The 25,792-nt window shown below is 52.0% G+C and carries 31 protein-coding genes and 4 pseudogenes; 24 read left to right on the plus strand and 11 right to left on the minus strand.

From position 1 onward, the window contains the following. Together ACODSV_RS15580 and arsN2 are read right to left on the minus strand one after the other, a co-directional pair. Nucleotides 1–278: pseudogene (locus ACODSV_RS15580) on the minus strand (hypothetical protein); the annotation flags it as partial. Between the two features lie 72 nt (nucleotides 279–350). Then, nucleotides 351–815, minus strand: coding sequence for an arsenic resistance N-acetyltransferase ArsN2 (arsN2, locus tag ACODSV_RS15585; RefSeq protein WP_038443867.1), 465 nt, complete (start codon nucleotides 813–815; stop codon nucleotides 351–353). A gap of 129 nt (nucleotides 816–944) precedes the next feature. On the opposite strand from arsN2, the gene ACODSV_RS15590 reads away from it, so the two are divergent. From ACODSV_RS15590 to ACODSV_RS15635, 10 genes are all read left to right on the plus strand, one after another. Next, entirely contained in the window at nucleotides 945–1,367 is a 423-nt protein-coding gene (locus tag ACODSV_RS15590) for an arsenate reductase ArsC (protein ID WP_038443865.1), read from the plus strand. Then, nucleotides 1,364–1,720, plus strand: a complete 357-nt coding sequence (locus tag ACODSV_RS15595) for a metalloregulator ArsR/SmtB family transcription factor (RefSeq protein ID WP_032894886.1) — start codon at nucleotides 1,364–1,366, stop codon at nucleotides 1,718–1,720. The genes ACODSV_RS15590 and ACODSV_RS15595 overlap by 4 nt, the downstream gene beginning before the upstream one ends. Before the next feature lie 24 nt (nucleotides 1,721–1,744). Then, the gene (locus ACODSV_RS15600) at nucleotides 1,745–3,028 is read left to right on the plus strand and encodes an arsenic transporter (protein WP_007247284.1); all 1,284 of its coding nucleotides are present in this window, start codon (nucleotides 1,745–1,747) and stop codon (nucleotides 3,026–3,028) included. Between the two features lie 16 nt (nucleotides 3,029–3,044). After that, on the plus strand, nucleotides 3,045–3,515 hold the full coding sequence (locus ACODSV_RS15605) for an arsenate reductase ArsC (RefSeq protein WP_003395039.1): 471 nt from the start codon (nucleotides 3,045–3,047) through the stop codon (nucleotides 3,513–3,515). Nucleotides 3,516–3,562: 47 nt separating this feature from the next. Continuing rightward, nucleotides 3,563–4,276, plus strand: coding sequence for an arsenical resistance protein ArsH (gene arsH / locus ACODSV_RS15610; RefSeq protein ID WP_038443860.1), 714 nt, complete (start codon nucleotides 3,563–3,565; stop codon nucleotides 4,274–4,276). A 20-nt stretch (nucleotides 4,277–4,296) separates the two neighbouring features. After that, complete coding sequence (gene arsC, locus ACODSV_RS15615; protein ID WP_038443859.1) at nucleotides 4,297–4,719, plus strand: arsenate reductase (glutaredoxin); 423 nt, start codon at nucleotides 4,297–4,299, stop codon at nucleotides 4,717–4,719. Nucleotides 4,720–5,003: 284 nt separating this feature from the next. Continuing rightward, on the plus strand, nucleotides 5,004–5,279 hold the full coding sequence (locus ACODSV_RS15620) for a metal/formaldehyde-sensitive transcriptional repressor (RefSeq protein WP_080725266.1): 276 nt from the start codon (nucleotides 5,004–5,006) through the stop codon (nucleotides 5,277–5,279). A 19-nt stretch (nucleotides 5,280–5,298) separates the two neighbouring features. Next, nucleotides 5,299–6,213, plus strand: a complete 915-nt coding sequence (gene dmeF, locus ACODSV_RS15625) for a CDF family Co(II)/Ni(II) efflux transporter DmeF (protein WP_038443855.1) — start codon at nucleotides 5,299–5,301, stop codon at nucleotides 6,211–6,213. Between the two features lie 39 nt (nucleotides 6,214–6,252). After that, a complete protein-coding gene (locus ACODSV_RS15630) occupies nucleotides 6,253–6,624 on the plus strand; it encodes a hypothetical protein (protein WP_038443854.1) in 372 nt (123 codons plus the stop codon). Between the two features lie 2 nt (nucleotides 6,625–6,626). Next, nucleotides 6,627–6,809: a DUF1289 domain-containing protein gene (locus tag ACODSV_RS15635; protein ID WP_080727717.1), complete on the plus strand. Its 183-nt coding sequence runs from the start codon at nucleotides 6,627–6,629 to the stop codon at nucleotides 6,807–6,809. A 98-nt stretch (nucleotides 6,810–6,907) separates the two neighbouring features. On the opposite strand, the gene ACODSV_RS15640 is transcribed toward ACODSV_RS15635, so the two are convergent. Next, a complete protein-coding gene (locus ACODSV_RS15640; RefSeq protein WP_038443853.1) occupies nucleotides 6,908–7,459 on the minus strand; it encodes an arsinothricin resistance N-acetyltransferase ArsN1 family B in 552 nt (183 codons plus the stop codon). A 117-nt stretch (nucleotides 7,460–7,576) separates the two neighbouring features. Then, nucleotides 7,577–7,912, minus strand: coding sequence for a hypothetical protein (locus tag ACODSV_RS15645; RefSeq protein WP_038443850.1), 336 nt, complete (start codon nucleotides 7,910–7,912; stop codon nucleotides 7,577–7,579). Nucleotides 7,913–8,378: 466 nt separating this feature from the next. On the opposite strand from ACODSV_RS15645, the gene ACODSV_RS15650 reads away from it, so the two are divergent. Continuing rightward, entirely contained in the window at nucleotides 8,379–8,840 is a 462-nt protein-coding gene (locus tag ACODSV_RS15650) for a 3'-5' exonuclease family protein (protein WP_038443848.1), read from the plus strand. Between the two features lie 90 nt (nucleotides 8,841–8,930). Here ACODSV_RS15650 and ACODSV_RS15655 read toward each other — a convergent pair whose 3' ends face one another. Next, the gene (locus tag ACODSV_RS15655) at nucleotides 8,931–9,410 is read right to left on the minus strand and encodes a helix-turn-helix domain-containing protein (RefSeq protein WP_050499464.1); all 480 of its coding nucleotides are present in this window, start codon (nucleotides 9,408–9,410) and stop codon (nucleotides 8,931–8,933) included. Nucleotides 9,411–9,637: 227 nt separating this feature from the next. Between ACODSV_RS15655 and ACODSV_RS15660 the strand changes: the two genes are divergently transcribed. The 4 genes from ACODSV_RS15660 to ACODSV_RS15675 all read left to right on the plus strand — a co-directional run bounded on the left by ACODSV_RS15660 (nucleotide 9,638) and on the right by ACODSV_RS15675 (nucleotide 11,325). Further along, nucleotides 9,638–10,030: a DUF6957 family protein gene (locus ACODSV_RS15660; protein ID WP_051903165.1), complete on the plus strand. Its 393-nt coding sequence runs from the start codon at nucleotides 9,638–9,640 to the stop codon at nucleotides 10,028–10,030. Between the two features lie 42 nt (nucleotides 10,031–10,072). After that, nucleotides 10,073–10,519, plus strand: a complete 447-nt coding sequence (locus ACODSV_RS15665; RefSeq protein WP_038443846.1) for a hypothetical protein — start codon at nucleotides 10,073–10,075, stop codon at nucleotides 10,517–10,519. 90 nt (nucleotides 10,520–10,609) lie between these two features. Further along, nucleotides 10,610–10,993 (plus strand): hypothetical protein, encoded by a 384-nt coding sequence (locus tag ACODSV_RS15670; protein WP_038443843.1) that lies wholly within the window; start codon nucleotides 10,610–10,612, stop codon nucleotides 10,991–10,993. Between the two features lie 53 nt (nucleotides 10,994–11,046). Next, the gene (locus tag ACODSV_RS15675) at nucleotides 11,047–11,325 is read left to right on the plus strand and encodes a hypothetical protein (RefSeq protein ID WP_038443841.1); all 279 of its coding nucleotides are present in this window, start codon (nucleotides 11,047–11,049) and stop codon (nucleotides 11,323–11,325) included. 235 nt (nucleotides 11,326–11,560) lie between these two features. Here the strand turns inward: ACODSV_RS15675 and ACODSV_RS15680 are convergent, their stop codons facing one another. Further along, nucleotides 11,561–12,103 carry a cysteine hydrolase family protein gene (locus tag ACODSV_RS15680; RefSeq protein WP_034139977.1) on the minus strand — a complete coding sequence of 181 codons (543 nt, stop codon included), beginning with the start codon at nucleotides 12,101–12,103 and terminating at the stop codon, nucleotides 11,561–11,563. A gap of 100 nt (nucleotides 12,104–12,203) precedes the next feature. Beyond that, nucleotides 12,204–13,094, minus strand: coding sequence for an MBL fold metallo-hydrolase (locus tag ACODSV_RS15685; protein ID WP_034139978.1), 891 nt, complete (start codon nucleotides 13,092–13,094; stop codon nucleotides 12,204–12,206). 230 nt (nucleotides 13,095–13,324) lie between these two features. Here ACODSV_RS15685 and ACODSV_RS15690 point away from each other — a divergent pair, with 230 nt between their 5' ends. Then, nucleotides 13,325–14,356 carry a GlxA family transcriptional regulator gene (locus ACODSV_RS15690; protein WP_034139979.1) on the plus strand — a complete coding sequence of 344 codons (1,032 nt, stop codon included), beginning with the start codon at nucleotides 13,325–13,327 and terminating at the stop codon, nucleotides 14,354–14,356. Between the two features lie 59 nt (nucleotides 14,357–14,415). Here ACODSV_RS15690 and ACODSV_RS15695 read toward each other — a convergent pair. Continuing rightward, nucleotides 14,416–14,783 (minus strand): annotated as a pseudogene (locus ACODSV_RS15695) (hypothetical protein); the annotation flags it as partial. Here ACODSV_RS15695 and ACODSV_RS15700 point away from each other — a divergent pair. Further along, nucleotides 14,778–15,089, plus strand: a pseudogene (locus ACODSV_RS15700) (KUP/HAK/KT family potassium transporter); the annotation flags it as partial. The pseudogenes ACODSV_RS15695 and ACODSV_RS15700 overlap by 6 nt on opposite strands. Before the next feature lie 43 nt (nucleotides 15,090–15,132). Here ACODSV_RS15700 and ACODSV_RS15705 read toward each other — a convergent pair. The 3 genes from ACODSV_RS15705 to ACODSV_RS15715 form a co-directional block, all read right to left on the minus strand. Further along, nucleotides 15,133–15,261, minus strand: coding sequence for a hypothetical protein (locus ACODSV_RS15705; RefSeq protein WP_256675350.1), 129 nt, complete (start codon nucleotides 15,259–15,261; stop codon nucleotides 15,133–15,135). Nucleotides 15,262–15,353: 92 nt separating this feature from the next. Further along, on the minus strand, nucleotides 15,354–15,995 hold the full coding sequence (locus tag ACODSV_RS15710; protein WP_034139980.1) for a hypothetical protein: 642 nt from the start codon (nucleotides 15,993–15,995) through the stop codon (nucleotides 15,354–15,356). A 12-nt stretch (nucleotides 15,996–16,007) separates the two neighbouring features. Beyond that, nucleotides 16,008–16,745: a HupE/UreJ family protein gene (locus tag ACODSV_RS15715; RefSeq protein WP_033902320.1), complete on the minus strand. Its 738-nt coding sequence runs from the start codon at nucleotides 16,743–16,745 to the stop codon at nucleotides 16,008–16,010. Nucleotides 16,746–17,258: 513 nt separating this feature from the next. On the opposite strand from ACODSV_RS15715, the gene ACODSV_RS15720 reads away from it, so the two are divergent. The 7 genes and pseudogenes from ACODSV_RS15720 to ACODSV_RS15750 all read left to right on the plus strand — a co-directional run bounded on the left by ACODSV_RS15720 (nucleotide 17,259) and on the right by ACODSV_RS15750 (nucleotide 25,382). Beyond that, complete coding sequence (locus tag ACODSV_RS15720) at nucleotides 17,259–17,558, plus strand: metal-sensing transcriptional repressor (RefSeq protein ID WP_033902319.1); 300 nt, start codon at nucleotides 17,259–17,261, stop codon at nucleotides 17,556–17,558. 35 nt (nucleotides 17,559–17,593) lie between these two features. After that, the gene (locus tag ACODSV_RS15725) at nucleotides 17,594–18,709 is read left to right on the plus strand and encodes an efflux RND transporter periplasmic adaptor subunit (protein WP_051422214.1); all 1,116 of its coding nucleotides are present in this window, start codon (nucleotides 17,594–17,596) and stop codon (nucleotides 18,707–18,709) included. After that, nucleotides 18,706–21,792, plus strand: coding sequence for an efflux RND transporter permease subunit (locus ACODSV_RS15730; protein ID WP_186352427.1), 3,087 nt, complete (start codon nucleotides 18,706–18,708; stop codon nucleotides 21,790–21,792). Before ACODSV_RS15725 ends, ACODSV_RS15730 begins: the two co-directional genes overlap by 4 nt. After that, nucleotides 21,785–22,087 (plus strand): DUF3240 family protein, encoded by a 303-nt coding sequence (locus tag ACODSV_RS15735; protein ID WP_033902318.1) that lies wholly within the window; start codon nucleotides 21,785–21,787, stop codon nucleotides 22,085–22,087. The genes ACODSV_RS15730 and ACODSV_RS15735 overlap by 8 nt, the downstream gene beginning before the upstream one ends. Beyond that, entirely contained in the window at nucleotides 22,087–23,334 is a 1,248-nt protein-coding gene (locus ACODSV_RS15740; RefSeq protein WP_033902317.1) for a TolC family protein, read from the plus strand. Before ACODSV_RS15735 ends, ACODSV_RS15740 begins: the two co-directional genes overlap by 1 nt. 164 nt (nucleotides 23,335–23,498) lie before the next feature. Next, a pseudogene (locus tag ACODSV_RS15745) lies at nucleotides 23,499–24,820 on the plus strand (OprD family porin). Nucleotides 24,821–25,052: 232 nt separating this feature from the next. Continuing rightward, nucleotides 25,053–25,382, plus strand: coding sequence for a DUF2790 domain-containing protein (locus tag ACODSV_RS15750; RefSeq protein WP_033902240.1), 330 nt, complete (start codon nucleotides 25,053–25,055; stop codon nucleotides 25,380–25,382). Nucleotides 25,383–25,792 lie beyond the last annotated feature (410 nt).

The raw sequence follows: 25,792 nt of genomic DNA on the forward strand, positions 1-25,792 counted from the left end.
GAGAAACCGGTCACGTTGTTAGCGAAATGACCGGTCACGATGAGCGAAATACGCACTGAGCCATTGGTGTAGGTGTAGATCCACTTCTCGTCAGTCTCGCTGACTGCGCTCTTAGCGTAGGGCTCACCAAACAGCGACTTCAACTCAGTAGTCGTCGTTTTACCTTTGGTGATGCTCGCTACACTGGCCGACGGAAAGTCTCGCCCTGCGGTGTAGTGGGACGTAGCGCAACCGCCAAGTGCGACACAGATCCCCATTACTGCGATGAGCTTTTTCATATCCATCCTTGATCGTAGGAAGCTCCAAATCTAGCTGGCATCGAGGCTAAAAGCCATCACCAAGGTGATCAGCTACTTTCGTGCATTCGCAGATAATGCTTTGCACATGTAGCAAGCCGAGCCAGGGCAAAGCCTCCTGAACTGCTCCGTCTGAGAAATCAGAAGCGGCGCAGAGCCTCGTTGGTTTGCTGCATAGCCCTGCAGCTCAAAAAAGCCTGATGCAGTTGTTGTCAGCAAATGAAAACGAGCGATTCCCTGCTCGGCGCCTATTGCTTCAATGACTCGAAGCACCTCAGCCCCAACCCCTTTCGATCTGTACGCCGGCTCTACGACCATGGAGCGCAGCAATCCATCTGTCCCATGCGTTTCAAACCCTCCCCATCCAACAGTCTCACCATTCCGTGAGAACTCAAAAAAGGTTCGGCCTGGAAGATCAATATCGTCTGCTGGAAGGTCAGCAGATTTCAGCGCATCGCGAAATCGCTGCGACTGCCCTCCGGCTATTTTCGTTGCCTGGATCATCATCTCCTTGCCCATCCCCTTATCTCCTTGGTGCCGCTTTGTAGGAACTGTCACGGCTCAAGCCGAAGCAGCAGCCATCATACTCGCTTTACCAAATATTCGCCAAAGCGTATATTCGATTTTCCATATGCATCGAGTTTAACCATGAGCCCTGCTATCAAAGTGCTTTTCGTGTGCGCTGCCAACTCAGCCCGCTCCCTGCTTGCAGAGGCTTTGCTGCGGCACACCGACCCGCGCTTCGAGGCCTTCAGCGCAGGATCTGAACCGTCTGAGGTTGATCCGCGCACGACTCAGGCATTGGAGGCAGTTGGAGTAGACGCAACGGGCCTGCGCAGCAAGTCCCTCAGCGAATTTCAAGCTGATCGATTCGATTACGTAATCACTCTTTGTGATAAATCCGCAAGCGAGTGCCTACCAATGCCCGGCGCAGGTGAAGTCATTGCATGGGATTTTCCTGACCCAGTAACTAGCGATGATCCTGGCGCATTTCGCCACTCGCTCCACGACATCCACGAGCGCATCAAGCTCTTCGTTTTGGTCAAGACCAAACACCTGGAGGATCTATGACAGAACCCTTGAACCCCACCACCTTATTCAAGTGCCTGGCGGATGACACCCGAGCAAAAATTTCGCTGCTTGTCGTGAGTGAAGGTGAGCTGTGTGTATGCGAGCTAACGGCAGCACTCGACCTGAGTCAGCCGAAGATTTCTCGTCATTTGGCGCTGCTGCGCTCTGCCGGTTTGTTGTTGGATCGTCGCCAAGGCCAATGGGTGTACTACCGACTGAATCCTGATTTGCCCGCGTGGGTGACTGCAGTTTTGAAGGAAGTGGTAGACGCCAATCAGCAATGGCTGGAAACCGAGGCTAAGCGCCTCTGCGGCATGAACGACCGTCCGATCAACCAAGCCGTGTGTAGCTGATTCACGCCCAACCGGATTAATGAAATGCTGATTGCCGTATTGATCTTTATCGCCACCATCGTCCTTGTCATCTGGCAGCCCAAGGGGCTGGGGGTGGGCTGGAGTGCGATGTTCGGTGCCATCGTGGCGTTGCTGGCAGGTGTCGTTACCCTTGCCGACATACCGGAGGTTTGGCGCATAGTCTGGAACGCTACCGGAACGTTCATCGCGGTCATTATTATTAGTCTGTTGCTTGATGAGGCAGGCTTCTTCAAATGGGCTGCGCTGCATGTCGCCCGATGGGGAGGCGGGAGCACCCGCAAGCTGTTCGCATTTATCGTCCTGCTGGGCGCAGCGGTGTCGGCCCTGTTCGCCAATGACGGAGCAGCATTGATCCTCACACCCATTGTGATCGCGATGTTGCTGGCGCTGCGTTTTTCTCCTGCTGCTACGTTGGCATTCGTTATGGCAGCCGGTTTTATCGCCGATACGGCGAGCTTACCGCTGGTGGTTTCCAACCTGGTCAACATCGTTTCTGCCGACTACTTCGATATCGGCTTCAACGAATATGCTTCGATCATGGTGCCGGTAAACATCGTCAGCGTGGCGGCGACGTTAGCCATGCTGCTGTGGTTTTTCCGCAAAGATTTACCAAAGACCTATGACCTCAACCAACTGGACAATCCGGACGAGGCAATCCACGACCGGGCCACTTTTGTAGCCGGTTGGTGGGTGCTGGCACTACTGCTGATCGGCTTCTTTGTCATTGAGCCATTGGGGGTGCCAATCAGCGCCATTGCAGCGGTCTGTGCATTCATTCTTTACGTCATCGCGGCTCGTGGTCACGCCATCAACACAAGCAAGGTGCTCAAAGAGGCGCCATGGCAGGTGGTGATTTTTTCTTTGGGTATGTACCTGGTTGTTTATGGCCTGAAGAACGCCGGCCTGACCGACCACATCGCGCAGATCCTGAACGTGTTCGCCGGTTATGGCGTTTGGGGCGCGTCCCTTGGTACAGGGCTGCTAACAGCGTTGCTGTCTTCGATCATGAACAACATGCCCACCGTTTTGGTAGGCGCCTTATCCATTCATGCCGCCGAAGTCGATGGTGTTGTCCAGCAAGCGATGGTTTACGCCAACATCATCGGCTGCGACCTGGGCCCGAAGATCACCCCAATTGGGAGCTTGGCAACTCTGTTGTGGCTGCACGTGCTCGCCCGGAAAAATATAACGATCAGCTGGGGTTACTACTTCAAGACCGGGATCGTGCTGACCGTGCCCATCCTCGTCGCCACATTGTCCGCCCTGGCACTGCGCCTCAGTTTTTGAATCAAGGAATCGTCTGATGAAAGTCTTGTTCATGTGCACCCACAACAGCTGCCGCAGCATTCTGTCCGAAGCGCTTTTCAACCACTTGGCGCCCGAGGGTGTAGAAGCCGTCAGCTCAGGAAGCTTTCCCAGTGGCCGGGTGAATCAACGGGCATTGCAAACGCTGGAGGCGGCGGGTATCTCTACGGCGGGCTTGAGCAGCAAGGCTTCGGATGCTTTTGAAGGCTCACCTCCAGACATCGTGATCACTGTCTGTGACCGGGCAGCGGGTGAGGCATGCCCAATCTTCTTTGGGCCAGCTTTGAAGGCGCATTGGGGTCTGGCCGACCCGTCTGACGCTAGCGGTTCGGAAGCCGAGATCACCGCAGCTTTTGAAACCACACTCGCCAAAATTCACGAGCGCGTGAGCGCATTTCTTGCGCTGCCACTGAAGACCATCAGCGCTGAACAGTTGAAAGCTGAACTGAACCGCATCGGTTCGCTTTAAAGATCAACCGAGGCGGCACCCAACCAGGCGCCGCCGTAGGAGTTTATATGCAAGACACATTGCCGAACGTACACGCCGACCTGATCGACATTCCGTCGCTGGAGCAACTGTCGCCTCGCACGCCTTCGCTCCATAAACCTCGCATTCTTCTGCTGTATGGATCAACGCGAGAGCGCTCATTCAGCCGGTTAGTCACGCAAGAGGCGGCACGCCTGCTGAATGAGTTTGGCGCTGAAACCAAGATCTTTGACCCATCGGGTCTGCCGCTTCCGGATGACGCTGCCGATACACATCCCAAGGTCGCTGAGCTGCGCGAGCTGATGCAATGGTCTGAGGGGCAGGTGTGGTGCTCCCCTGAGCGTCACGGTTCTATGAGTGCAGTATTCAAAGCCCAAATTGACTGGGTTCCGCTGGCGATAGGTGCTGTACGACCTACGCAAGGAAAGACCCTTGCAGTGATGCAGGTCTGCGGTGGCTCTCAATCTTTCAACGTGGTTAATCAGCTGCGCGTACTGGGCCGATGGATGCGGATGTTCACCATCCCAAACCAATCTTCGGTTGCCAAGGCATTTACCGAGTTCGACGAGGCAGGTCGTATGAAGCCGTCCTCGTACTACGACCGTCTCGTGGACGTGATGGAAGAGCTGATGAAGTTCACCCTACTGTTGCGGGATCGCCAGGATTATTTGGTTGATCGGTACTCCGAGCGTAAAGAGTCCGCCGAAGAGCTTTCCAAACGCGTCAACCAGCGCTCCATCTAACGTCAGTACGAGGAAGCGATATGAGCCAGATCACGATCTACCACAACCCCGAATGCGGCACCTCTCGCAACACCTTGGAGTTGATCCGTAACAGCGGGGAAGAACCGACGGTTATCGAGTATCTGAAGACCCCGCCTGATCGCACCACACTTGTCAGACTCATTGGGGATATGGGTATCGGAGTGCAGGCTCTTTTGCGTATCAAAGGCACTCCGTACGAGGAGCTGGGATTGGGCGATGCATCGCTGACTGACGAGCAGCTCATCGATGCCATGATGGCTCATCCTATCCTGATCAATCGCCCCATCGTCGTGACGCCGTTGGGCACACGCTTGTGTCGCCCGTCAGAGGCCGTTCTCGACCTTCTGCCTCAGGAGCAGAGCGGCAGTTTCGTCAAGGAAGACGGACAAGTCGTCATTGATGAGAATGGCAACAGGGTTTGATCCCACCCGAAGTACGTGGCCTTGGAGTCCCATTCGCACTCCACTTGGCCACCGTCTGCATTCGACCTAACCAGCAATTGCATCTCGTTTGACCTGCTCGCTTTGTCAACATCATAGCAAAGAGCGGCCAATAGCAGAGTCCTGATCATCCTGTTTCGCCCTTCCTCCTATCTGAAGCCAGTTTCGGCAAATAGCTGTTTATGAGCTTTCCGTCAAACGGCGCTTACATAGGTATAGGGGGTATACCTATGATGCGCGTATGCACAGTCAAAGGGGGTTCTCCCATGGGCCATATAGCTTCAAACAAAGACGATCTTCTCAAGCGCGTGAAACGCATCGCGGGGCAAATCCAAGCCGTTGAGCGTGCACTGGAATCGGATGCCGATTGCGCGAAAACATTGCATCTCGTAGCTGCCACACGTGGAGCTATCAACGGATTGATGGACGAAATTATTGAGGATCACGCCAGAGAGCATGTAGCGAGCCCAACGCTTAGCGATGAAGAGCGCAACAAGGGTGTCGAAGAGCTTCTTGAAGCCATTCGCCGCTATTCCAAGTGAAAAATCTAGGTACATGCTCATGAGCAGCAGCCACAACATCGAAATTAATCACGTACATGACCATGTGTTCCTCGGGTCAGCACACGAAGAAAATGCCAAACGTACCCTTTGGGTTGTGGCGCTAACGGTGGTGATGATGGTCGGCGAAATCGTCGCCGGCTATATCACTGGCTCGATGGCTCTACTCGCCGACGGCTTTCACATGGCAACCCATGCAGGCGCTTTGGGCATCGCTGCAGTTGCGTACAGTTACGCAAAACGCCACGCCTCCAGCAGTCGTTATAGCTTCGGTACGGGCAAGGTTGGAGACCTGGGTGGATTTGCATCGGCGCTCATTCTCGGCATGGTGTCCTTGGTAATCGCCGTAGAGTCGGTCATGCGTCTTTTGCAGCCGACGGAGGTTCAATTCGGAACCGCTACGCTCATTGCGATTGTGGGTTTGATCGTAAACATTGTGAGCGCGCTTCTGCTTGGCCACGGTCACAGTCATGGGCACGATCATGATCATCATGGGCACGGCGATAACAACCTGAAATCAGCTTACGTCCATGTGATAGCGGACGCTCTGACCTCCGTCCTGGCAATTGCAGCACTGCTCGCTGGCCGGTATCTCGGATGGGTGTGGCTGGATCCGGTAATGGGCATTGTGGGTGCCATAGTTATTGCGCGTTGGGCATGGAGTTTGATGGGCGTCACCTCGGCTGTACTGCTGGATCAAACTGATGAGCACGTTGCAGATGAAATCCGCGAGCTGGTTGAGAAGCCGGGTGATGCAACCATTACAGACCTGCATGTCTGGCGGGTCGGGCCAGAGGCGCATGCGGCTATTGTCAGCGTCCTCGGCGAATCCACTTTGAACGCTGAAAGCATTCGTGAACGACTGAAGCCTGTCCACGAAGTCAGCCACCTTACGGTCGAGTTTCGATTAGTTTGATTCACCGGCTCCCCAACCTCGACTTCATAGGAACTCCTAATGCCACTAGGGAAACGTGAGCTTGCGCGTATCGAACGTCGATTAATTACTACCCTCACCGAAGCGTGCGAAACAGCAAAAGGGGAGATCGAAGGATTTACGTGGCTCACTCACACCGCCGACCTGAATGCGTTGAGTGAAACCCTCAAGGTAGTCTGGGTGTTCGAAACACTGGCTGACAAGAAGCTCGCCCAGGCTATAGCGAAGGCGCGCATTGTTGAGTTGACCTCTATCGCGTTGAACGAGGCCGACATCGATCTGAACCTTTCAGACCGCTATGTCTGCTTTGACTCTGAGGAGGAGTGCCAGCGCACGCATGGTGGCAACTGGAAAAATCGCCTTGCTCAATCAGGCGCGACTAAAGGGGACTGACAATGGCTAAAGAAATCGAAAATCCCTGTATCTCGACTTGCCAGCTAAGTGGTGATCTCTGTGTGAGTTGCGGGCGCAGCAAGGAAGACATTAGAAAGTGGAAACGCATGAAGCGGCCTGAAAAAATGGCAGCTGTGCAAAGAGCGAACGTGCGATTGAAAGGGCTGAAAAAAGCGCAAGGTTAGTCACTTCCACAGGATGACCGTTGCCCGAGCTGTGCTCAAGCAGCTGCAAGGCCACCTCACTGCCGAAGTCTGATAGTCACAACGCACAGCGAGTGAACCTACTGCGATGCAACCTCAAGCTTGGGGAAAAGAATGGGTTCCAACGGAGGGGTTGCCTGACACAGCCCAAGCCTCCAGTAACCGACGTCGTGCCATTTTCCAAGCTTGAAGCCCACTTCTGGATACGTCCCAATGTGTACGAATCCTAGCGACTCGTGCAGACCGACACTTCCTTCATTGGGCTGCGCAATTCCGGCGTAAGCTGCGCGAAACCTCTGCTTTTCGAGAATCGGAAGCAAGGTTTCATAGAGTTCACGGCCAACGCCCTGCCGGCGAGCCGACTCGGCTATATACACCGTCACGTCCACAGCCCATCGGTAGGCCGGACGAGCGCGATGCTGGCTTGCGTAGGCATAGCCCTTGATCTCCCCACCTTCTTCGGCCACCAAGTAGGGATATGTCAAAAGCGTTGTCGCTATTCGCTGAGCGATTTCCTCAGCGCTTGGCGGAATCTCTTCGAACGAGATGGCCGTTGTCGAAACGATGGGGGCGTAAATGCGCTGGATGGCTACAGCGTCTGCTACCGTCGCCGTACGGATTTTCAAAGCCATGCAAGTCGTCCCTGATTCGAAAGCTGAACATTACCCTTTTTAGATCAGCCTTGGACATGGTCGAAATGTGAAGATGTTATGAGCGCCACCATTCGCCTGAGTAGTTCAGCTAGGCCTCTACATCGATCTGACTGATACGACCTCAACATATTTGTACTTCTTCCTTGCAGCCCTCACGGCCTCCTGCTCCGCAAGCAACGAGCTCAACGTATCAGCCTCGTGAATCAACTCGGTCATTTTCCCCTCAAACTCGTTCCCAACCCGGAGCGTGACCCGCAGCCTGGGCGTAAACGCCTTCGTCACTTTCTTCTTGGCTAGTGGAGCCTCTGCGGGCTTCGTGAAAACGATCTCTGGCACAGGCTCCAGCACTAGCGGAGTAGAAACTTGCTCCTTTGGCTGAGGCGTACCAAAAAGGGCACGACGCATTTCTTCTTCGGTTAATTCAGAGTTCATAGAGCATCTCAAAGGGGTGGCACTTCACTGGTAAAATTCTACAAGGATTGCTGCTGACCGGCGTCCATCGGGAAACTGCTTGGACGTTAAATCCCCAGTTCGATTTCAATACATGAGCCTCGCAGGGCACGCGAAAGCTGCGCCTTTGGTAGCAATGTGATGAGCCCATCAACCAAGCTGCTGGCGTGACGAGCGTATAAGGTGACTGTGCCTGCAGCCCGAATTCGACCCGGTACGAAGGCACCGACTCGTTCCTGGGCAATTTTCAGTATATTCAAGACTTCTTGGCTAACCTTGTCGTGGGATAGATGCTCAACGACTGGTCTGGACGGGCACCCGGCGCGGCTCCACATTTCTATGACCGCTTGGAGGAGTCCGTCTGAGCCGAGATGCTCGAGGGCCATCTCCCATAACTGACCCTCCTGCGCCATATCCAGGCGAGCCCTAGTCATAACGGAGTTCCAACATGAGGCTCTTTCTTGATTGCGAGTTTACCCGGCTCTCAGCCACAGCGAAGCTGATATCACTCGCACTGGTAGCTGAGGATGGACGCGAATTCTACGTGGAATTGGTCGACACATGGCGAGAGGAAGATTGCAGCGACTTCGTCGTAGAGATCGTTCTTCCGCAGCTATGGGGCGGTGGCAATGCACAACCTACTATCGGGGCAAGAAGTGCACTGCTCGATTTCCTAGCCTCGTTCGACGAAGTTCTGGAGATTGTCACAGACGCTCCACAGTACGACTGGGAGCTTTTCTGCGAACTCGCATATGACGATGGTAAATGGCCAAGGAACGTCCGGAATTACCCCACTGACGGCACCACTCTGGATGCCACAAGTGACGGGGTTCCGCTTCCGCATCACGCTCTTCTTGACGCCCGTATCATCGCTAGCATGTTCACCGAAAGCGATCTGAAGAAAGGGTGATGAAGTCCTAAGAGGCCAAGGTGAGCTAAAGCTGTCTTCCACAGCATACCTTCCTGAGGCATCTTCAGCCTGGTGCTGGTCATTCAAAAATCAGGCCTGTTCGGACTTGCTGGTCAAATACCTACGAATAGTAGTTTTAGACAGACCCAACGCTTCCGATATCTCAGTCACTGACACTCCCTCACTGTTCAGGCGATTTGCCTCTGCGGCTTTCTGCGCTGCTCCGGATCGCGCCGGTCGACCAGGAGGAAGCTTCCCTGCACTTACCAACGACTCCATCTCAATATCTACGCTGTCCTTTTTTATCCTATTTAGTTGCTTATTCAAACGCTTCAGCCCCTCCCTAAGCGGCTCGTTGGACTGTAGACACGTCGCCATGAGAATCAATGAGGCCGGCTCAACCTCAAGCAGCGCTGCGAGACGAATGAGCACATCAATCGTGATGTTCACCTCCCCACGCTCAATTCGGCCCCAATAGGAACGGTCAATAGTGATCAGGTTTTCTTGCGTAAGACCTTTTTTTCTACGCAGTGCTCGCACCACTACAGCTAGGGCTTCTGCGGCCTCCATGACATTTCCCCACGCAAATCGAGGATAAGGCCATATTGCGATGCACCATAACACGGGCTATGATCCGTATTACGGTGCCATCAGCGTTTTTGAGGCCTGCTTTTCGATGCATATACATCCGTAAGCGGAGCTAAGCACCTTGCTTGCGGGAGCCATCTGCTCGAGTGCGAGCGACAACAAGCGGGATTGAATTGTCAATTTCCCGGTTATTAATGAAAGGAAGCCCTATGGCTAGCGTCGAAGAACCCGACTTCATGAATGCGCCACGGACACCACTTGAGGGCCTGTCGAGCACCTCTGCAGCTCGAGCTTTAGCAGTCGAACGCTTTCCTAAAAAGCCTTACTGCCTAGTCCGCGACTGGACAATATTTCGCATTGAAGTCACCCGCGACGAACTCTTCAAATGTCATGCAGCGGGCCAGCTCCCGATGATCCTGTTTGCTCACAACGTGGCCGAGGACAGCCAAGGCCGTTTCGAACGCGGCGATTGGGTTCGTTCAAGCATGTGCACCGGTCTCCACGACGGTATTGCGTTCGAGACCAGAAACTCTGTTTACGTATTGATTGGCCCTGGTCATGAACAGCTCGCAAGCCTGAAAGACGTTTTCTCCCTCTTCTAACCTGCGCTCTATATCGGAGCCCCTTCAGGCCAAGGACATACGATGTTTAGAACACACGACGCCGACATGCTGGGCCTACCAGGCATGTTCGGTGAGGGTCAGTACCAATGGCATCAGGTATCCAAAGTGCTTCGTAATCACTGGTATCACGTAACCGTCCAGGCCAAGACCAAGGGCCGAATTTCAGAGGCGGTTCTGATGGTCGACAGCGAACCTCGACTTCAGCAACTCCTGATTTCCCAAGACGCTGAGACGATCATCACAGAGGTGCAAGTAGTCACACCTGCCCACATGAATGGCACGGGAGTTTGGCGAATGGAGAAACTGACCAAAGTGACGCTTGGTGAAGACCAAAACGAGTGTGTTGTGTGCCTGCTGGAGGTGGAGACCGGCTCCAAATACCACAGCTCTCACCAACCTGGCTTCAGCAGCGATGCACTGAACAACGTCCGTCCGATCTATCACGTGAACATGATTCGTACAGCCTGAAATTTTCCAAGAGTCCCGCACGATATCAGGGCAGATGGTTTCGTGCGGATTTCCTGGTAACCCCATACGGGCTGCGAAAGGAGCACAATTATGCTGAATACTTTGGATGTGGATTATCATGGAAAACGACATACAGATTTCGATCTCGCACGAATCCTAAAAGCACAAGCGCAAGGCTTCGACAAACCGATAACAGCCTATCTCTGCGGAGTATCCATAAAGGCTCGTGCTGGATTAGGTGTCGTGTTTGGTCACAAGCGTAAAGACCGGTATGGGCGGTTTGGCGACGGGCACTTGATCCGCACTTCTGACGTGATTAAAGCGGAGCGCGAGGGCCGTTTTTGGGTACTGACAACCGTGAACTCGCGGTACGTAATCGCGACGTTTCAGCGCGGCAATGGGCGTGCGAGCTTGCGGGAGTTTCTGCGGCTTTCACAGGGGATGCGCCATTTCACCCCGCAAGTGTTGCAGTAATGGTCGTGTTTATCCTGGCCATGAAGCCCCATGAACAATCATAAGGTGGGGTTATGATCGTGAAGGCCGGAGAAGTCATCTGCATATCATCCGGCATTTTCGAAGGGTACGCCCGCGCAGGGCCATTTGTCGCAACGCAGGACTTCGACCTAGACTCATTCGTTGCAGAGACAATGAAGCCGTTCACTGAGAAATGGGAGGTGTCGAGCATGTTTAGGGATATCCCCAGGATGCTTTTCGAAATCGGATTCATCACCGAGTTGCCCTGTCGAAAGATCTATTTGGGGGCTATGGGCGAGGTCGACATCCGGGAAGAAAAGGAAGACTTCTGAAGTCTGGATGGATTCGGGGGTGCTCACCCCCGGTGGCATCGCGGCGGACAAGGCACTAAAGCTGTGAAAGCTTCCCGAACCCAGGGCCACTGATTTTAAGTGGCCCTGGCTCTGTCGATGCTTCAGCCAATTATTACGCCGTCAAGTTAAGTAAATCTAAACCACCAAATTGCTAGTGCGTTGATGATGAAAGCGATGGCCCCATGGGGCCCCGCAAAGTTAAGTCGTTGCGCGGTTAGACCGACAGGTACTCGTCCACCGATTTGACGGTGGCATAGCCGAACTCAAAGGCTGCCATCATCGTTGCATGTGCATGAGCGGCTGGAACGTTTACACCACCAAATGTGAGATCCAAAGTGGCGCAGGCATCGTGCAGCACAGTAACCGGATAACCCATATCCACCGCCGCACGTACTACTGCGTCGATGCACATGTGGCTCATCGCGCCTATGACTACGATTTCCTGAACATCAGCGGCTTCCAACTGCTGCTTCAGATCAGTTTCCCTGAAGGCGTTGATGTGTTTTTTTACGATTACAGGTTCATTACCTTGTGGAGCTACATCTGGTTGAATTTCCGCACCAGTGGATCCCTTTGCAAAGATCGGAGCACCTTCAGCGGACTCATGTCGTATGTGGAAAACAGGAAATCCCTTATCACGGGAGTGGCTGATCACCCGGATAGCATTCTCGACAGCGGTGTCGATGCCGGTCAAAGGCAGCTTGCCAGTGGGCAGGTATTCGTTTTGCAGATCAACTACTACAAGGCCACGTTTCATGAACGATCTCCGGTCAAATTATCCGAGCATAGGGATTGGTGGTGAAGGCTCAGGTCGGCAGGTAGAGCACCTGCCTTATTCCGAACCTAAAAGGTTTGAGTCAGAACTCCAGTGAAGCGCCGTCTTCCGGAATATCGACCCGGCTCTCGATACCTTGCTTCTTGACGTATGTGCGCAGCTCTTCACGACTCAGGGACATGTGGTTAATTGCATCCATGTGCACTGCGACGATTTTCGCGTCCTTCGCAGCCTTTGAGGCGCGTAAAACGTCTTCCTCGCCCATGATGATCGATCCCGTATAGCCGGTCATCATTGCTTTCCCAGCATTCAGTACGATGACTTCGGGATGATATTTCTCAATGGTCTGGTCGACCTCTTTACGCCAGACAGTGTCACCGGCTAGATAAAGGGTCTTGTAGCCTGTAGCTTGAAAAACGACGCCCATTGCTTCGCCAAGAGGCTTCGCTAAAGCGGGTACTGCATACATTTCGTCGGTGCCATGCTGACCACCGGTCTTGGTGATTTTGACGCCGCCGAATTCAGCTTCGTCAGTCAGTACGCGCACATTCCTGAAACCTTGGGAGCGAATTAACTTCGCATCGTCCTCATGCTGCGTGAACAGAGGGATGTCTTTCGGCAGTGCTTTTTGTGCGGCATCGTCCCAGTGGTCAAGATGCGTATGAGTGACGATGACGGCGTCAACACCAGAGATCACTTTTTCGGGCGACTCGGTCAGATCAACCAATGGATTGCGAAGGTTGCTCCGATAGGTATTTTCAAATCCTGGATACGCTCCCTTCTTGGCAAGCATCGGGTCGATCAGGAAGGTGGTGCCGCCGTAGGAGATTTTTACGGTGGCGTTACGAATTTCCTGCAAACCCACTTTATGAGATGCATCAGACGGCTTCGGCGTAGTTGTTTCCGCGAATGCCGTGGTGGCCCCTGCCGCGCAAGCAATGCTAAGGACGAGGGGAAGAGCTTTGAAGTTCATGGGGTGAATCCTGTTAATACATTGATGCCTCAATTCTTGCTCAATGCAATAAAGGTCAACAGTGGCCTGAATGACATATTTCGATATAATCGGGCCAAACGATCAGCCTTGTCCGCGAGTCCACGGGATCAGTTGCTTATACCGCCCACGCGATGCATCACCGTTGACCGTTGCTCATATATTCCTGTGCGCGCTCGATGCAAGCCACACAGCTACCTCGAGGATCACTGATGCAATCCATACGTGTTGCTGTTCTGGCTTTTGACGGCGTCAGCCTGTTCCATCTTTCCGTGCCGGGAATGGTGCTGGGGACGGCGCAGTCCGCACCTGGTGAACCTCAGTATGAGGTCAATTACTTCGCAGAGACGCCGGGTATGGTTACTAGCGACCAAGGTCTCGACTTAGCGGTTGCTCAAGGCCTGGAGCTGATGGAGGCCTCTGATGTAATCGTCATTCCAGCGTGGGCTGATCCATCGGTCGCTGCATCTGCGCAACTTGTGAACGCGCTGCAGCTCGCCCACACGCAGGGTAAGCTCATCGTAGGGCTGTGCTTGGGCGCGTTTGTGCTAGGGGATGCAGGGCTACTGGATGGGAGAGAAGCAACCACTCACTGGGCAGGCCGAGAAAAGTTTGCCCAACGTTTTCCCGCCGTTCGTTTCAGACCCGACGTGCTTTATGTTAGTGATGGCAATATCATAACCTCTGCAGGAACCGTAGCGGCTATCGACTGTTGCCTTCACCTGGTACGCCAGAGACTCGGCGCTGGGGTGGCGAATCGCACCGCGAAGATGCTGGTGACGCCGCCGCACAGGCAGGGCGGCCAAGCTCAGTACGTGGAGCATCCTGTGCCACAACTGTCCAGCGAGACTCATCTGTCTGATGTTCTAACGTGGGCCCGTGTGAACCTTTCGAGTGATCTGTCGCTCGACGTGCTGGCGGACAGGGCGAGAATGAGTCGGCGCACATTTACTCGGCGATTCAGGGAAGCCACCGGAAGCACATTCTCAAAATGGTTAAACGCCCAGCGCGTTGTCAGGGCGCAAGAGCTGTTGGAGACGACTGACTTGCCTATTGAGTGTGTGGCGGGTGAGGCAGGGTTCGGAACGCCCTTATCTTTGAGGCAGCAATTCGGCGTTCATCTTGGCACGTCGCCGTCTGAATATCGGCGTACGTTTTTTCGTGAGATGAGTCCGGGCCGAAAAGCAGACGGAAGTGGGCCCACTGCCGAGTCATTTACTGAGTCTCAGGCAAAAGTTTACTGATGCGCATGAGCTCAGGCTGCATTATCCCTGACAACAGCGCGCAGCGCCTGCAGGGGATGCTAGACGGTCACACCATCTTGCCGTTTCACTTGGCTTCGGCAAGAATATCTGTCAGCCAATAACCGGCCAGGGGCACGAGCGGCGCCCAAGACTGCTTGTAGATCACCTCTGAAGTACCGGCGTTTTTTGTCTCATGCCCATAAGTACCAGACATGCCGCAGCACCCGCTCGCTTGAACCTGTAAATTCAGTCCCATGCGCTCATAGACTTGCTGCCAAAGGCCAATGCTGTTTGGCTCATTTGTCTTTTCAGTGCAGTGGGGAAGGAAGTAATACAGGGCAGCATCTTTGACGCTTTGAGTCTGTGGAAGCGCTCCGGCGAGCCACTCCTGAGGTAGTAATACGATGGGGACTTTGTCGCCCAGGGTCGACGGTTTGAGGTTGAAGCTTACGGCGAAGGGTTCTTCCGAGTCAGTCTCCACTTTGGCTTTATCGAGGAGCCTGACGTACCCGCAGCCTTGAGTGTTTGTCATTTGAGTGAGCTGGACTTCAGTCCGATGCGTACGACCTACGTCCTTAGCCGCGAGACCGTTATCCCGACCAAGCGGATCGGTATGGCTCGTTGGCGAGAAGGCTTGTTCGCTTTTCTGCTGAAGAACGCCAACAGCAACCTTAAATATTTCAACTTGCCGCTGAACCGAGTGATCGAACTGGGTACGCAGGTTGAGATGTAGAAACAAACAAGGCCGCAACTGCGGCCTTGTTCTATTCAGGGTGTCACTCGTGTGAGTGTCCGTGTGCAGCGGACTCGGAGGTTTCTCCTTTCTCACCACCGCCGCATGCCGTCATCAGGCCGAAGAAGCAGATCAGGAGCATCGAACGAAACAGGGTGGTTGGGATTTTCATGGAAGGACTCTTCAAAATTTGGATGAAATAAATGGTCTGGTGCTGGCTGAGCGCTGAATTATCGGCAGCAGGACAGCCATCGCTGTTTTGAATTACTGTTTGACGCTCAAGTAATCGCCGTTGGTTTTAAGTGCAATGGTCACGTCGTTGTTGCTGCGATTACGCCAAAACCAACCATGGGTGCCGTCAAAAATGGCCGTAAATTCACCCTTGTCACTTTTGACCTGCTTGCCCTTGCTGTAGCTGTGGAAGTAACCCTTCTCGCCGTTGTAGGGTTCGCCATGGGTATCGAAGTTCACAGGCCCACCAACCGCAGTCCATTCGTAGCTAACAGACTTGCCCTTCAAGACTTCGAGCTTTATTTCCGTCCCTTCACCTGGCTTGAGCGTGACGCTCATTTGATTCGTCTTCAAAGCTGAAGTTGGCGTGGGTGCCGGCTGAGCAACAGGTTTCGCAACAGGCTGGACTTGCGCGACCTGCATAGCTGGAGCTGGAGCTGATGCTTGCGGCGGAGTTGCATCCGCCAAAGCCTCTTGGGCCAGGATGATCTTCAGTTCGCCCATCTGGGTTAGCCCTAATGCTCGGCCCACACCTGTTGGATCAACGGCGTATTCCGAAGGCATGACAACAGTCACCAGCAGACCGACAGCAGTCAGCAGTGCAATGACAGTCGAGCGCACCAGTTTGCGAGTGCTTGGCAATTCATTAACAGTTGGAAGCGGAGTATTAAACATGGTCAGAATTCCTTACGCGGAGAGAAACAGGCCGGTGATTTGGTAACCCATTAGCAGAAACCCGGCACTCATCATGGCGACGTTGGCGGTATAGGCGTGGCGCCAAAAACCACCAGTGCGACGCCAGTACCCCATCAGGATGAGAATCGCGCTGAGGGCCAGTAATTGACCGATCTCAACGCCAACATTGAAGGCGATCAGGTTCGGAATCAGGCCATCAGGCGAGATCTCGTACTCCTGGATCTTCGTCGCCAGACCAAAACCGTGGAGCAAGCCGAAGATCAGCGTGGCCACTTTGGTGTTGGGTTGGAAACCGAACCAGCGCTGGAATGCGCCCAGGTTGTCGAGCGCCTTGTACACCACCGAGAAGCCAATGATGGCGTCGATGATGTACGAGCTGATGCTGACCTCTGTAAGTACGCCAAGCAGCAGCGTGACCGAGTGTCCCACCGCAAACAGCGTGACGTAGAGGCCCACGTCTTTCAGGCGGTAGAGGAAGAAGATTACTCCGAACAGGAACAGCAAGTGATCGTAGCCCGTCATCATGTGCTTGGCGCCCATATAGATGAACGGCAACAACATGATTCCGGTGCTTTCTTGGATGAAACCCTTGTCACCTTCAGCGACGGCATGCGCCATCGCTTCGGGCATGCCGAAGAAAAGTGCCGCCAAAAACAAAAACAACAGTAATAGCGGGCGATGCGAGGGCGCAGAGAATGCGCCAACACCGCTCATTGAGTACGAATGCATGAATTAATCCTACGTTGCAGTGATCGTGGGCCGCATTGCGGCCATGGTCAGGATGCGAACGCAGGACGGGGTGGACGCTCGATCAAAAATATCGGCGGCAGCGGAACAGAGTGTCGAAGCGCATCGACCCGGATGGCTAGCATAGGGGATGTCGCCAGCATCAACGCGGCAGTGAGTTGCGGCGTCTCGTGCTGATGATCAGGGGTCAATGGCGAATGGTAGTGATCTGAAAGACTTGAATAGCTGGATGAGGCCTCTTCGCCGTGGGAATGATTGGCGTCTTGTGTGATCTCCCAGGCTGGCTGTGTCGACGTCACTGATACCGAATAGGTATGCCCGGCCCAAGCCACCAACATAGCGAGAGCAAGCGCGATTACCACCGTTATTGTCAGTGTCCTGCTGAACATGGAGTTCGGTTTTCTACCTGTTGAATGGGGCTTTCTTACGTTTGACTATATCCTCCTAGGGGGGATAGGATGCCAGCATAATTCATTGAAGCCTGAGCCTCAAGTCATGAGTGAACACGAACAAGAACACAGCCATCCCCACACTCACCAAAGTCATGAGGCAATCATCAAGCGCCTCAAGCGGGCGGACGGTCATTTGCGAGGCATCATCACCATGATCGAAGAGGGGCGCCAATGCGTGGACATCGCACAGCAGTTGCATGCTGTAGAAAAAGCGGTGTGCCAAGCCAAGCGGACGCTCATCCAGGATCACATTGATCACTGTCTAGAGGACACCGTTTCGGCACTGGGTAATGGCGAGCGCGCACCGTTGGAAGCGTTCAAACAAATCACCAAATACCTCTAGGTTAAACATGCCAAACTTCGCTATTAGGAAAGAAGATGACGAAAACCACTAGCTTCAAACTTCGCCGGAACATCACGCTTTTGGTTTCCTGTTTTTTAGGAAGTCAAGCCTGGGCGGTTGAACAGCTTAATATAAGCACCGATCAGATGAAGACGATGGGAATCCAGACAGCACCAGTTCTTAGTAACTCTGGAGATCTAAAAAATCGTTACCCTGCTCAGGTGGTCGTACCTCCCGGCGCAGAACAGATCGTTACGTCACCGATGCAGGCTATGGTTTCGCAGCTTCTCGTCTCGGAATTTCAGGTTGTAACAAAAGGTGACCCGGTGGTGCGGTTGACAGGCCCCGCCATGAGCCAATTGCAGCTTGAATTGCTACAGGCTTCATCTCGAGCAAGCCTCGCTAGAAAAGCCTACAACCGCGAAAATACTCTCTTTGAAGAGGGCATTATTCCTCAACGGAGGGCGCAAGAAGCGGAGGCAGCCTTACGTGAGGCTGAGGCAACGCTATCACAGGTGCGCTCAGAACTTTCACTTGCAGGTCTCTCGAAGTCTGACACCGATAAAATTATAAAGTCGGGTTCGCCTTCGGACGGAATTATTTTGGCGGCGGCTCAAGACGGTATTGTCACGTCTATCTCGGTGAAGCCCGGCCAGAGAGTTGATGCTGCTACAGCTTTATTGAATATCGCCCAAGTCAAGGTTCTGTGGGTAGATATACAGGCCACTTCAACGGCTGCGCAAAATATAAGCTTAGGTACTATTGTAAATGTTGTAGGTAAAGATGTATCAGGGAAAATTAAAAGCATCAGCCCCATTATAGCGTCGGGCAATCAGTTTGTAATAATGCGAGCAGAAATAGAGAACGTTCAAGGTAAGCTGAGGCCTGGTGAGTATATTTCAGTCGATATTCCAGTAGCATCTTCAGGAAATACTTGGGATCTACCATTGTCCGCTATCGCTCGCAATAAGGCAGACTCAGTCGTATTTGTGAAAACTGAGCAGGGCTTTTCAGTCCGCCCTGTCGAAGTTATGGCCAGTACAGGCCAATACGTGCGAATTGAAGGTGACTTTCAACCACGAGACCAAGTAGCTATCAGTGGTGTGATTGCGCTGAAAGGCGCCTGGCTTGCTGAAGGGGAAGCAGAATGATTTTGAACAAGCTCATTCAATTTTCTCTGGCCCAACGATTATTTATAATTTTGGTTACGGTTTTGATTTCTGCTGCGGGTTGGTATGCCTATCGCGGCCTGCCGATTGATGCGTTTCCAGACGTTGCAAGCACTCAAGTTAAAATTATTATGAAAGCCCCCGGCATGACGCCGGAAGAGGTAGAGAGTCGTATCGCAGTACCCGTCGAAGTTGAGATGCTTGGCATTCCGAACACCAAAACACTTCGATCAGTGACGAAATATGGTCTGGTAGACGTCACCATCGATTTTCAGGATGGCATCGACATTTTCTGGGCTCGCCAACAGGTTGCTGAGCGACTCGGAAATCTGTCGGACAGTTTACCGGAGGGTATTTCCGGTGGCATGGCTCCTATCACTACCCCGTTAGGGGAAATGTTCATGTTTACGGTCGACGGAGACTCTTTATCGCTGGTAGAACGCCGAAGCTTGTTGGACTGGGTAATTAGGCCGGCGCTGCGGACAGTGCCTGGAGTTGCCGATGTCAACTCCCTGGGTGGTTTGGTGCGCACTTTTGAGGTGCTTCCTGACCCTATGAAGATGGCAGCCAATAAAATAACCCTGGAGCAACTATCGAATGCTCTAAGTATAAATAATCGGAACGATGGTGCAGGACGTTTGGCCGAAGGCGATGAAGTATTATTGGTGCGAAGTGAGGGCAGCATTAACTCGCTTGACGATCTAAAAAATATAGTGGTGAGTGCGACGACCGGAACTCCGGTTCGAGTTAGCGACATTGCGAGAGTACAGATCGGAACGCTCACACGCTATGGCGTAGTAACTCAGAATGGCACCAATGAAGCAGTGCAAGGATTGGTACTAGGCCTTGCTGGTTCAAATGCGCGTGAGGTGGTTAAAGGCGTGCAGGACAAATTGGCAGAGTTAGCACCTACCTTACCTGCAGGGATATCGATTACGAGTTTCTATGACCGCTCGTCTCTGGTAGATAAAGCTGTCGGTGCTGTTTTCAAAGCTTTACTTGAAGCAACCGTACTCGTCATCATTCTACTTGCACTATTTTTGGGGAACATTCGTGCGGCTTTGACCGTTGCGCTCGTGCTGCCACTTGCGGCGCTGATTACTTTCATCCTTATGCGACTATTTAATATGTCTGCCAACCTTATGAGCTTGGGGGGGTTAGCAATTGCAATCGGGATGCTGGTCGACGCGGCAGTGGTCGTTGTTGAAAACATCGTGCAGCGACTGGCTACCGATGAGTCTCGTGGAAAAGTTCCAAGGCTTCATCTCATATTCCGAGCCGTTCGAGAAGTCGCTGTTCCTGTAACTTCTGGTATCTTGATCATCATTACTGTTTTCCTCCCTCTAATGACCCTACAAGGCCTTGAGGGCAAGTTTTTCGTCCCTGTAGCGCTGACGATTGCTTTTGCACTGGCAGGGTCGTTGCTGCTTTCCTTAACTGTTATACCTGTGCTTTCATCTTATTTTTTAAAAGAGGTAAAGCATGAAGATCCTTGGTTGGCGAGAAAGCTTCTAGGGCTCTATAACCCGATTTTGAGTTGGGGCATGCAGAAGCAAAAAGTAGTGTTTGTTGGTGCTGCAGTTATGCTTTTAGCCGCTGGGATTGTGTACACACAAGTCGGTAAAACCTTTATGCCTACAATGGATGAAGGGGACTTGATCGTGGGTATAGAGAAATTGCCATCCATCAGTCTCGAGCAAACTGCCGAGCTGGATAAAAAGATTCAAATGGCGTTGATGACGGCTATACCAGAGATAAAAGGAGTTGTAGCTCGCGCTGGCTCTGATGAGATTGGTTTGGATCCTATGGGTCTCAATCAGACTGACACCTATTTGCTGCTCAAGCCAAAAGACCAGTGGCGCATGAGCTCTAAGGAAGATTTGCTGAATGAGATTCGTAAAGTTCTAGATAATTTACCTGGTATCGAATACAGCTTTACTCAGCCTATCGAAATGCGTGTATCTGAAATGATTATTGGTGTTCGGGGCGACTTGGCCGTGAAGGTATATGGCCCAGACCTTGGCACACTCAATAAGCTCGGAACCCAAATTGAAGAATTACTGAAGACAATCAACGGTAGCCAGGACGTTTATACGGTTCAAAATGACGGTGTCCAATACTTGCGAGTCGAAATTGACCGATTGCAAGCAGGTCGATTAGGACTTGATGTTGAAACCATTCAAAACATACTTAGAGTTCAGATTGAAGGTAAGCAAGCTGGCATTGTGATCGAGGGCAATCAGCGTACGCCGATCTTGATTCGTGCTGATAAAAGTGTTCGTACCTCACCGGCGGAGTTCGATGCTTTGATTATCACTACACCTTCAGGAATGTCTGTTCCTCTGCGCGATGTCGCCAAGTTAGTTCGTGCGGACGGCCCCGTTAAAATTGACCGTGAAATGGGTAGCCGATATGGCGTAGTAATTGCGAACGTGAGTAACAGGGATCTGGTAGGTTTTGTTGAGGAGGCCAAGGCTTCGGTTGCCAAAAATATCGAATTACCCAAAGGTTACACAATTACTTGGGGTGGGCAGTTCGAGAATCAACAGCGCGCTGCTGCGAGATTATCTATTGTGGTTCCAGTCGCACTTGGCTTGATTTTCGTGCTGCTGTTTTCGACATTTGGATCCGTCAGACAGGCTCTGCTTATTCTTAGCAATATTCCTTTTGCACTTGTAGGCGGTATCGTTGCCCTTTGGGTTACTGGCGAATATCTGTCAGTGCCAGCTTCAGTCGGCTTCATCGCACTGTTAGGTATCGCGGTACTCAACGGGATCGTCTTGGTCAGCTATTTCAATCAGCTCTATCATGAAGGGATGGCTATTAAAGACGTAGTCATCCAAGGTTCAAGGCGCCGGTTAAGACCAGTCCTCATGACTGCTTCTATTACTGCTTTTGGACTGGTTCCACTTCTATTTGCAACGGGCCCTGGCTCAGAAATTCAACGCCCTTTGGCTATTGTAGTGATAGGCGGCTTGATCACTGTTACGGCATTGACACTTCTCCTCTTACCGATACTGTATTTGCGTTTTGCTCATTCGAAAAAGGAGAGCTCCAATGCCTAACTTGCGAATTACTCTACTTTTGCCGCTAAGTCTTGAAGAGAAGGTTTCTGACTATTTTCTTTGTGATCCTAGCATCGGAGTCTTTACGAGCAGGGTGGTTTCAGTACATGGACTATCCAACTCCATGTTGAACTCTGCGGAGCAGGTTATGGGAAGCGCTAAAGAAACGGAAATCGTTGTCGTGGTAGACGAGGAACGCTTCGAACTCTGGATTAGTGAATTTGAGAGGCTTTTCACTAGCTCGGGTATTCGCTATTGGTCGACCCCTATTTACCGTTCGGGAGTTCTGGTGTGATGGAAAAGTTATTACTTCTAGTATTACTACTGGGTGCCAGTGGAGCGGCTCAGCCTCAGTCTTTTGAAATGCCATTGCCACCTGCTCAAATTTTACCAGCAAGCATTGCGACAAAGCTATTGGATGCAGATCCACGAGTAGAGTCAGCCCGGGCCAGTCTGGATGCGGCTATACAGGAGGCGGGGATTATTAAAAGATCTCCTTACGAATGGATAGTTAACGGTACCTCTCAGCAGCGTCGTGTCCAGGGGGGGCCTAACTATAACGAGTGGACGGCTGGAGTAGAGCGCACCATACGGCTCCCTGGAAAGTCTAGTGCTGACTCGGATATCAGTACCGCAACCCTTGAAATTGCGGAGGCTAGTTATGGTGAAGCTAGGCATGAAGCCGCCCGTGAACTGATGTTAGCTTGGCTTGATTGGCAAGCTGCTGAGGAGGCCCGAGATATTGCGGCGAGAGGAGTAGAGTCGGCTAAAGATAGCCTGGCAGCAGTGCAGAAACGCAACAGAGCGGGGGACGCATCTACGCTTGACGTGAATATCGCTAAGGCAGAGCTCTCCGATCAATTACGCTCGGGTAATGATGCAAAGGTGAAGGCAACTACGACTTGGATTGCGCTTACCACCAAGTTTCCTGGCGTTGAGCGAGCGCGAGTCGCTCTGCCGGCTCCCGTAAAAGTTACTGGAAATGATGAGTCCTGGACGGCGAGAATTATTGAGCAAAGCGATGAGCTGAGGCGCACCATCGCAACTGCAAGGCGCGCTGAAGGTTTGTCCGGACGTGCCCGGGCGGATAAAATACCCGACCCCACATTTGGCGTATTTACGAACTCTGAGCAGGGTAACAGAGAGCGTATCTATGGCGTCAGCGTGAGTATGCCAATACCTAGCCGGTCACGTAGTGCGCGTTATGCTCAAGCGTTGGCGCAGGAAGACGCTACTAGGCACGATTCAGCGCTTGTTAAGCGACAACTTACGACCTTGATTACACAAAATCTGGCGTTGGCTGAAGGCGCCTTTGAAAGCTATCTGCTTGCCAAGGACGGAGCTCAGGAGATGGAAACGAACAAGAGCCAGACTCAACGAGCGTATGAGTTGGGGGAGGCGGATCTTCAATCATTGCTTTTAGCCCGCCGCCAATCCGTTTCGGCAGCCACAACGGCCCTAGAGGCACAAGTAGAGACGTTAAAGACAAACTTATCCCTCCTGATTGATGCCCACTGGATCTGGGATCTCGATCACAGTTGAGCCACCATTCCGGCAGCGCAATCAGCTGCCGGAATTCTTTCAAATTTGTAATTCTTCAATCATCTTGAGGTTATGTTTGTAGGTCAGAATGAGTGGCGGTCATTGCAATCACCATTATAAAAAAGGCCGTCATCATAAGAAACTGCCAAATCTTCGGAGCAGACATGACTAGGATAACCAAGATCTCAACAGGCGTATTAGCGGCAATAGCTGGGTTTAGCTCAGTCGCCTATAGTGCAGAGAAGTCAGAAGGTTTTGTTGAAGGTAGTAAATTTACCGTTACCAGCAGAACATTCTATTTCAACAGGGATAATCGTAATGGTGAAACTGCACCAGGGGGGCGGGATATTCTGAGGCGACTGCTCAAGCATTCATTGCGAAATTCAATTCTGGTTACACCCAAGGGACGATTGGTTTCGGACTAGATGCTTTCGCCATGATCGGCTTGAAATTGGACACTGGTGGCGGACGCAATGGTGGGCGAAGTTCGTTTGATGTTCTTCCAGTTGACAGTAACGGGGATGCCCGTGATGAGTACACTAAAATTGGAGGCGCCGCGAAGATTCGCGCCTTTGATACGGAGCTCAAAGTAGGCGACGTGTTTCCTACCAGCCCAGTAGTGTATTACGGTGATTCGCGTCTACTTCCTGAGTCTTTTAGAGGTACTATATTTTCCAATAACAGCATCAAAGGCCTGACATTGCAAGGTGGCCGGCTCCATTCTATGAGTCAGCCTGTATCAAGCGATATGAGGGATGGTTTTGCGACCTTCTACGCAGGCCCTGTAAACTCACCAGGAATGAGCTATTTCGGTGGTGACTACGTTCTAAATGAGAACGTAAGTTTCGCGTTGCATGCTGGCCAACTTCAGGATGTATGGAATCAAACGTATTTCGGTACGAACCTCAGCTACGCTCTCACAGATAATCTCGCGTTGATCGGTGGTTTTAATTACTATCGTGCAGTTGACGAAGGCAAGAAGTTATTAGGTGAATTTGATACCAATATTTGGAGCGGGCGTTTTGGTGTTCAGTTTGGTGGCCACACACTCGCCTTAACCCACCAACGAAACAATGGCGAAAACGACTTCGACTATTTACGACAATCCGACTCTGTTTTCTTGGACAACTCAATACAATATAGTGATTTCAACGCCCCCAAGGAAAAATCTTGGATGCTGCGTTATGATCTGAGCATGAAGTCGTACGGGGTTCCTGGACTCAGCTTTATGACGCGTTATGGCCGAGGTAGTGATATTGACTACTCGAGTGCGAATAGTGTCTACATGCGCCGTGATGCCGAGGGCAGTCCGCTCGTGAATCAAAAGAGGTGGGAGCGCGACATCGAAGCAAAATATGTAGTTCAAACTGGAAAAATGAAAGATATGTCATTCCGCATACGCCAGTCTAATACACGCGCGACTCAATTTGAGTCTGACCTGGATGAGTTTAGGCTAATTGTAGAATACCCTCTTGTTTCTTTGTAAGCGGGCTAGACGTAAACGGAACAAAATTTGATTGTGAACTTGGCCTTGATCTAATTTGCACGTCGCTATTTTTATAGATTTTTAGCTATGAATGTTTGCGTGCAAGTTTGATTGGGGGCTGATTGATCTTTCAGCCGTCTAGATCACTGTTAAAGCTAGCGCCCTTTGGGCGCTTTCTAATTCAAATCTTGTGGTTTAAGGCAAATTCAAACTAAAGGGTGTGGGTTACGACATGAAGACTATTAAGATTTCAGTTTTTATCGCGCTTGCTTTTGCGTCGCAATTTATTAATGCGCAAACGCAATCGAAGACAGACGTTGAAAGGGTTGAGCGCGCCAACAAGGTTGCGCTCGAGAATTATGCCAGCAAAGTCGGCGAACCAGTTCCTGAAGTTAAGGATTATGTGTATGGCATGAAGCTAGACGTTGCCAAGACTATACATGTTTCCCCACCAGTAAAATATTGTGGAAATGTCGATAGCTATATGAGTTATCAGGACTCTCAAGGAAAGCTTCACTCCATTCGATATATCCTGCAGGGCGACTGTCCCCAAAAGCGTTAACGCAATTTTTTACCATGACCCCTCGGCTACGCTTCACTGCCTATTTCGCCGTTATCAGCCTCCATCGCAAATCCTTTCATGGCATGTGGTAGGCCGAGGGTTAGCGGACTGCTCATATGCACGCCGACAGTGCGTTTCTATCGGCTCGCCATATACCGGTTGGCGCTAGTTTGAATTCGAGCATGGAGACGTGAGTTCTCGGCCTTACTGATCCCCCCTAAACACATTCCCCTCTAATTTGATCCTCCCCTACCATCAAATAGACCGTACAAAGAGTAGCACCATTCGCTTGATGCCAATGCTTACTGCCATGTCCGCTGCGTCGAAGCTGATGACGGCCAGTTAAGCCAGCACCAGGCTAGAAGGCTTGCATGCAGCGGGAAGCGGTTTCGTATGTGGTGCTCAACATG

Source organism: Pseudomonas sp. FG86 (genome assembly GCF_057808775.1).

Coding starts and splice junctions, on each gene's coding strand:
- arsN2 (WP_038443867.1), bottom strand. CDS start 815: ATGGGCAAGGAGATGATGATCCAGGCAACGAAAATAGCCGGAGGGCAG.
- ACODSV_RS15725 (WP_051422214.1), top strand. CDS start 17,594: ATGACGAAAACCACTAGCTTCAAACTTCGCCGGAACATCACGCTTTTG.
- ACODSV_RS15670 (WP_038443843.1), top strand. CDS start 10,610: ATGCTGAATACTTTGGATGTGGATTATCATGGAAAACGACATACAGAT.
- ACODSV_RS15645 (WP_038443850.1), bottom strand. CDS start 7,912: ATGAACTCTGAATTAACCGAAGAAGAAATGCGTCGTGCCCTTTTTGGT.
- ACODSV_RS15710 (WP_034139980.1), bottom strand. CDS start 15,995: ATGTTTAATACTCCGCTTCCAACTGTTAATGAATTGCCAAGCACTCGC.
- ACODSV_RS15630 (WP_038443854.1), top strand. CDS start 6,253: ATGCCACTAGGGAAACGTGAGCTTGCGCGTATCGAACGTCGATTAATT.
- ACODSV_RS15740 (WP_033902317.1), top strand. CDS start 22,087: ATGGAAAAGTTATTACTTCTAGTATTACTACTGGGTGCCAGTGGAGCG.
- ACODSV_RS15705 (WP_256675350.1), bottom strand. CDS start 15,261: ATGAAAATCCCAACCACCCTGTTTCGTTCGATGCTCCTGATCTGCTTC.
- ACODSV_RS15685 (WP_034139978.1), bottom strand. CDS start 13,094: ATGAACTTCAAAGCTCTTCCCCTCGTCCTTAGCATTGCTTGCGCGGCA.
- ACODSV_RS15655 (WP_050499464.1), bottom strand. CDS start 9,410: ATGGAGGCCGCAGAAGCCCTAGCTGTAGTGGTGCGAGCACTGCGTAGA.
- ACODSV_RS15660 (WP_051903165.1), top strand. CDS start 9,638: ATGGCTAGCGTCGAAGAACCCGACTTCATGAATGCGCCACGGACACCA.
- ACODSV_RS15605 (WP_003395039.1), top strand. CDS start 3,045: ATGAAAGTCTTGTTCATGTGCACCCACAACAGCTGCCGCAGCATTCTG.
- dmeF (WP_038443855.1), top strand. CDS start 5,299: ATGAGCAGCAGCCACAACATCGAAATTAATCACGTACATGACCATGTG.
- ACODSV_RS15665 (WP_038443846.1), top strand. CDS start 10,073: ATGTTTAGAACACACGACGCCGACATGCTGGGCCTACCAGGCATGTTC.
- ACODSV_RS15690 (WP_034139979.1), top strand. CDS start 13,325: ATGCAATCCATACGTGTTGCTGTTCTGGCTTTTGACGGCGTCAGCCTG.
- ACODSV_RS15595 (WP_032894886.1), top strand. CDS start 1,364: ATGACAGAACCCTTGAACCCCACCACCTTATTCAAGTGCCTGGCGGAT.
- ACODSV_RS15715 (WP_033902320.1), bottom strand. CDS start 16,745: ATGCATTCGTACTCAATGAGCGGTGTTGGCGCATTCTCTGCGCCCTCG.
- ACODSV_RS15750 (WP_033902240.1), top strand. CDS start 25,053: ATGAAGACTATTAAGATTTCAGTTTTTATCGCGCTTGCTTTTGCGTCG.
- ACODSV_RS15640 (WP_038443853.1), bottom strand. CDS start 7,459: ATGGCTTTGAAAATCCGTACGGCGACGGTAGCAGACGCTGTAGCCATC.
- ACODSV_RS15735 (WP_033902318.1), top strand. CDS start 21,785: ATGCCTAACTTGCGAATTACTCTACTTTTGCCGCTAAGTCTTGAAGAG.
- arsC (WP_038443859.1), top strand. CDS start 4,297: ATGAGCCAGATCACGATCTACCACAACCCCGAATGCGGCACCTCTCGC.
- ACODSV_RS15590 (WP_038443865.1), top strand. CDS start 945: ATGAGCCCTGCTATCAAAGTGCTTTTCGTGTGCGCTGCCAACTCAGCC.
- ACODSV_RS15675 (WP_038443841.1), top strand. CDS start 11,047: ATGATCGTGAAGGCCGGAGAAGTCATCTGCATATCATCCGGCATTTTC.
- ACODSV_RS15620 (WP_080725266.1), top strand. CDS start 5,004: ATGGGCCATATAGCTTCAAACAAAGACGATCTTCTCAAGCGCGTGAAA.
- ACODSV_RS15650 (WP_038443848.1), top strand. CDS start 8,379: ATGAGGCTCTTTCTTGATTGCGAGTTTACCCGGCTCTCAGCCACAGCG.
- ACODSV_RS15720 (WP_033902319.1), top strand. CDS start 17,259: ATGAGTGAACACGAACAAGAACACAGCCATCCCCACACTCACCAAAGT.
- ACODSV_RS15600 (WP_007247284.1), top strand. CDS start 1,745: ATGCTGATTGCCGTATTGATCTTTATCGCCACCATCGTCCTTGTCATC.
- ACODSV_RS15635 (WP_080727717.1), top strand. CDS start 6,627: ATGGCTAAAGAAATCGAAAATCCCTGTATCTCGACTTGCCAGCTAAGT.
- ACODSV_RS15730 (WP_186352427.1), top strand. CDS start 18,706: ATGATTTTGAACAAGCTCATTCAATTTTCTCTGGCCCAACGATTATTT.
- ACODSV_RS15680 (WP_034139977.1), bottom strand. CDS start 12,103: ATGAAACGTGGCCTTGTAGTAGTTGATCTGCAAAACGAATACCTGCCC.
- arsH (WP_038443860.1), top strand. CDS start 3,563: ATGCAAGACACATTGCCGAACGTACACGCCGACCTGATCGACATTCCG.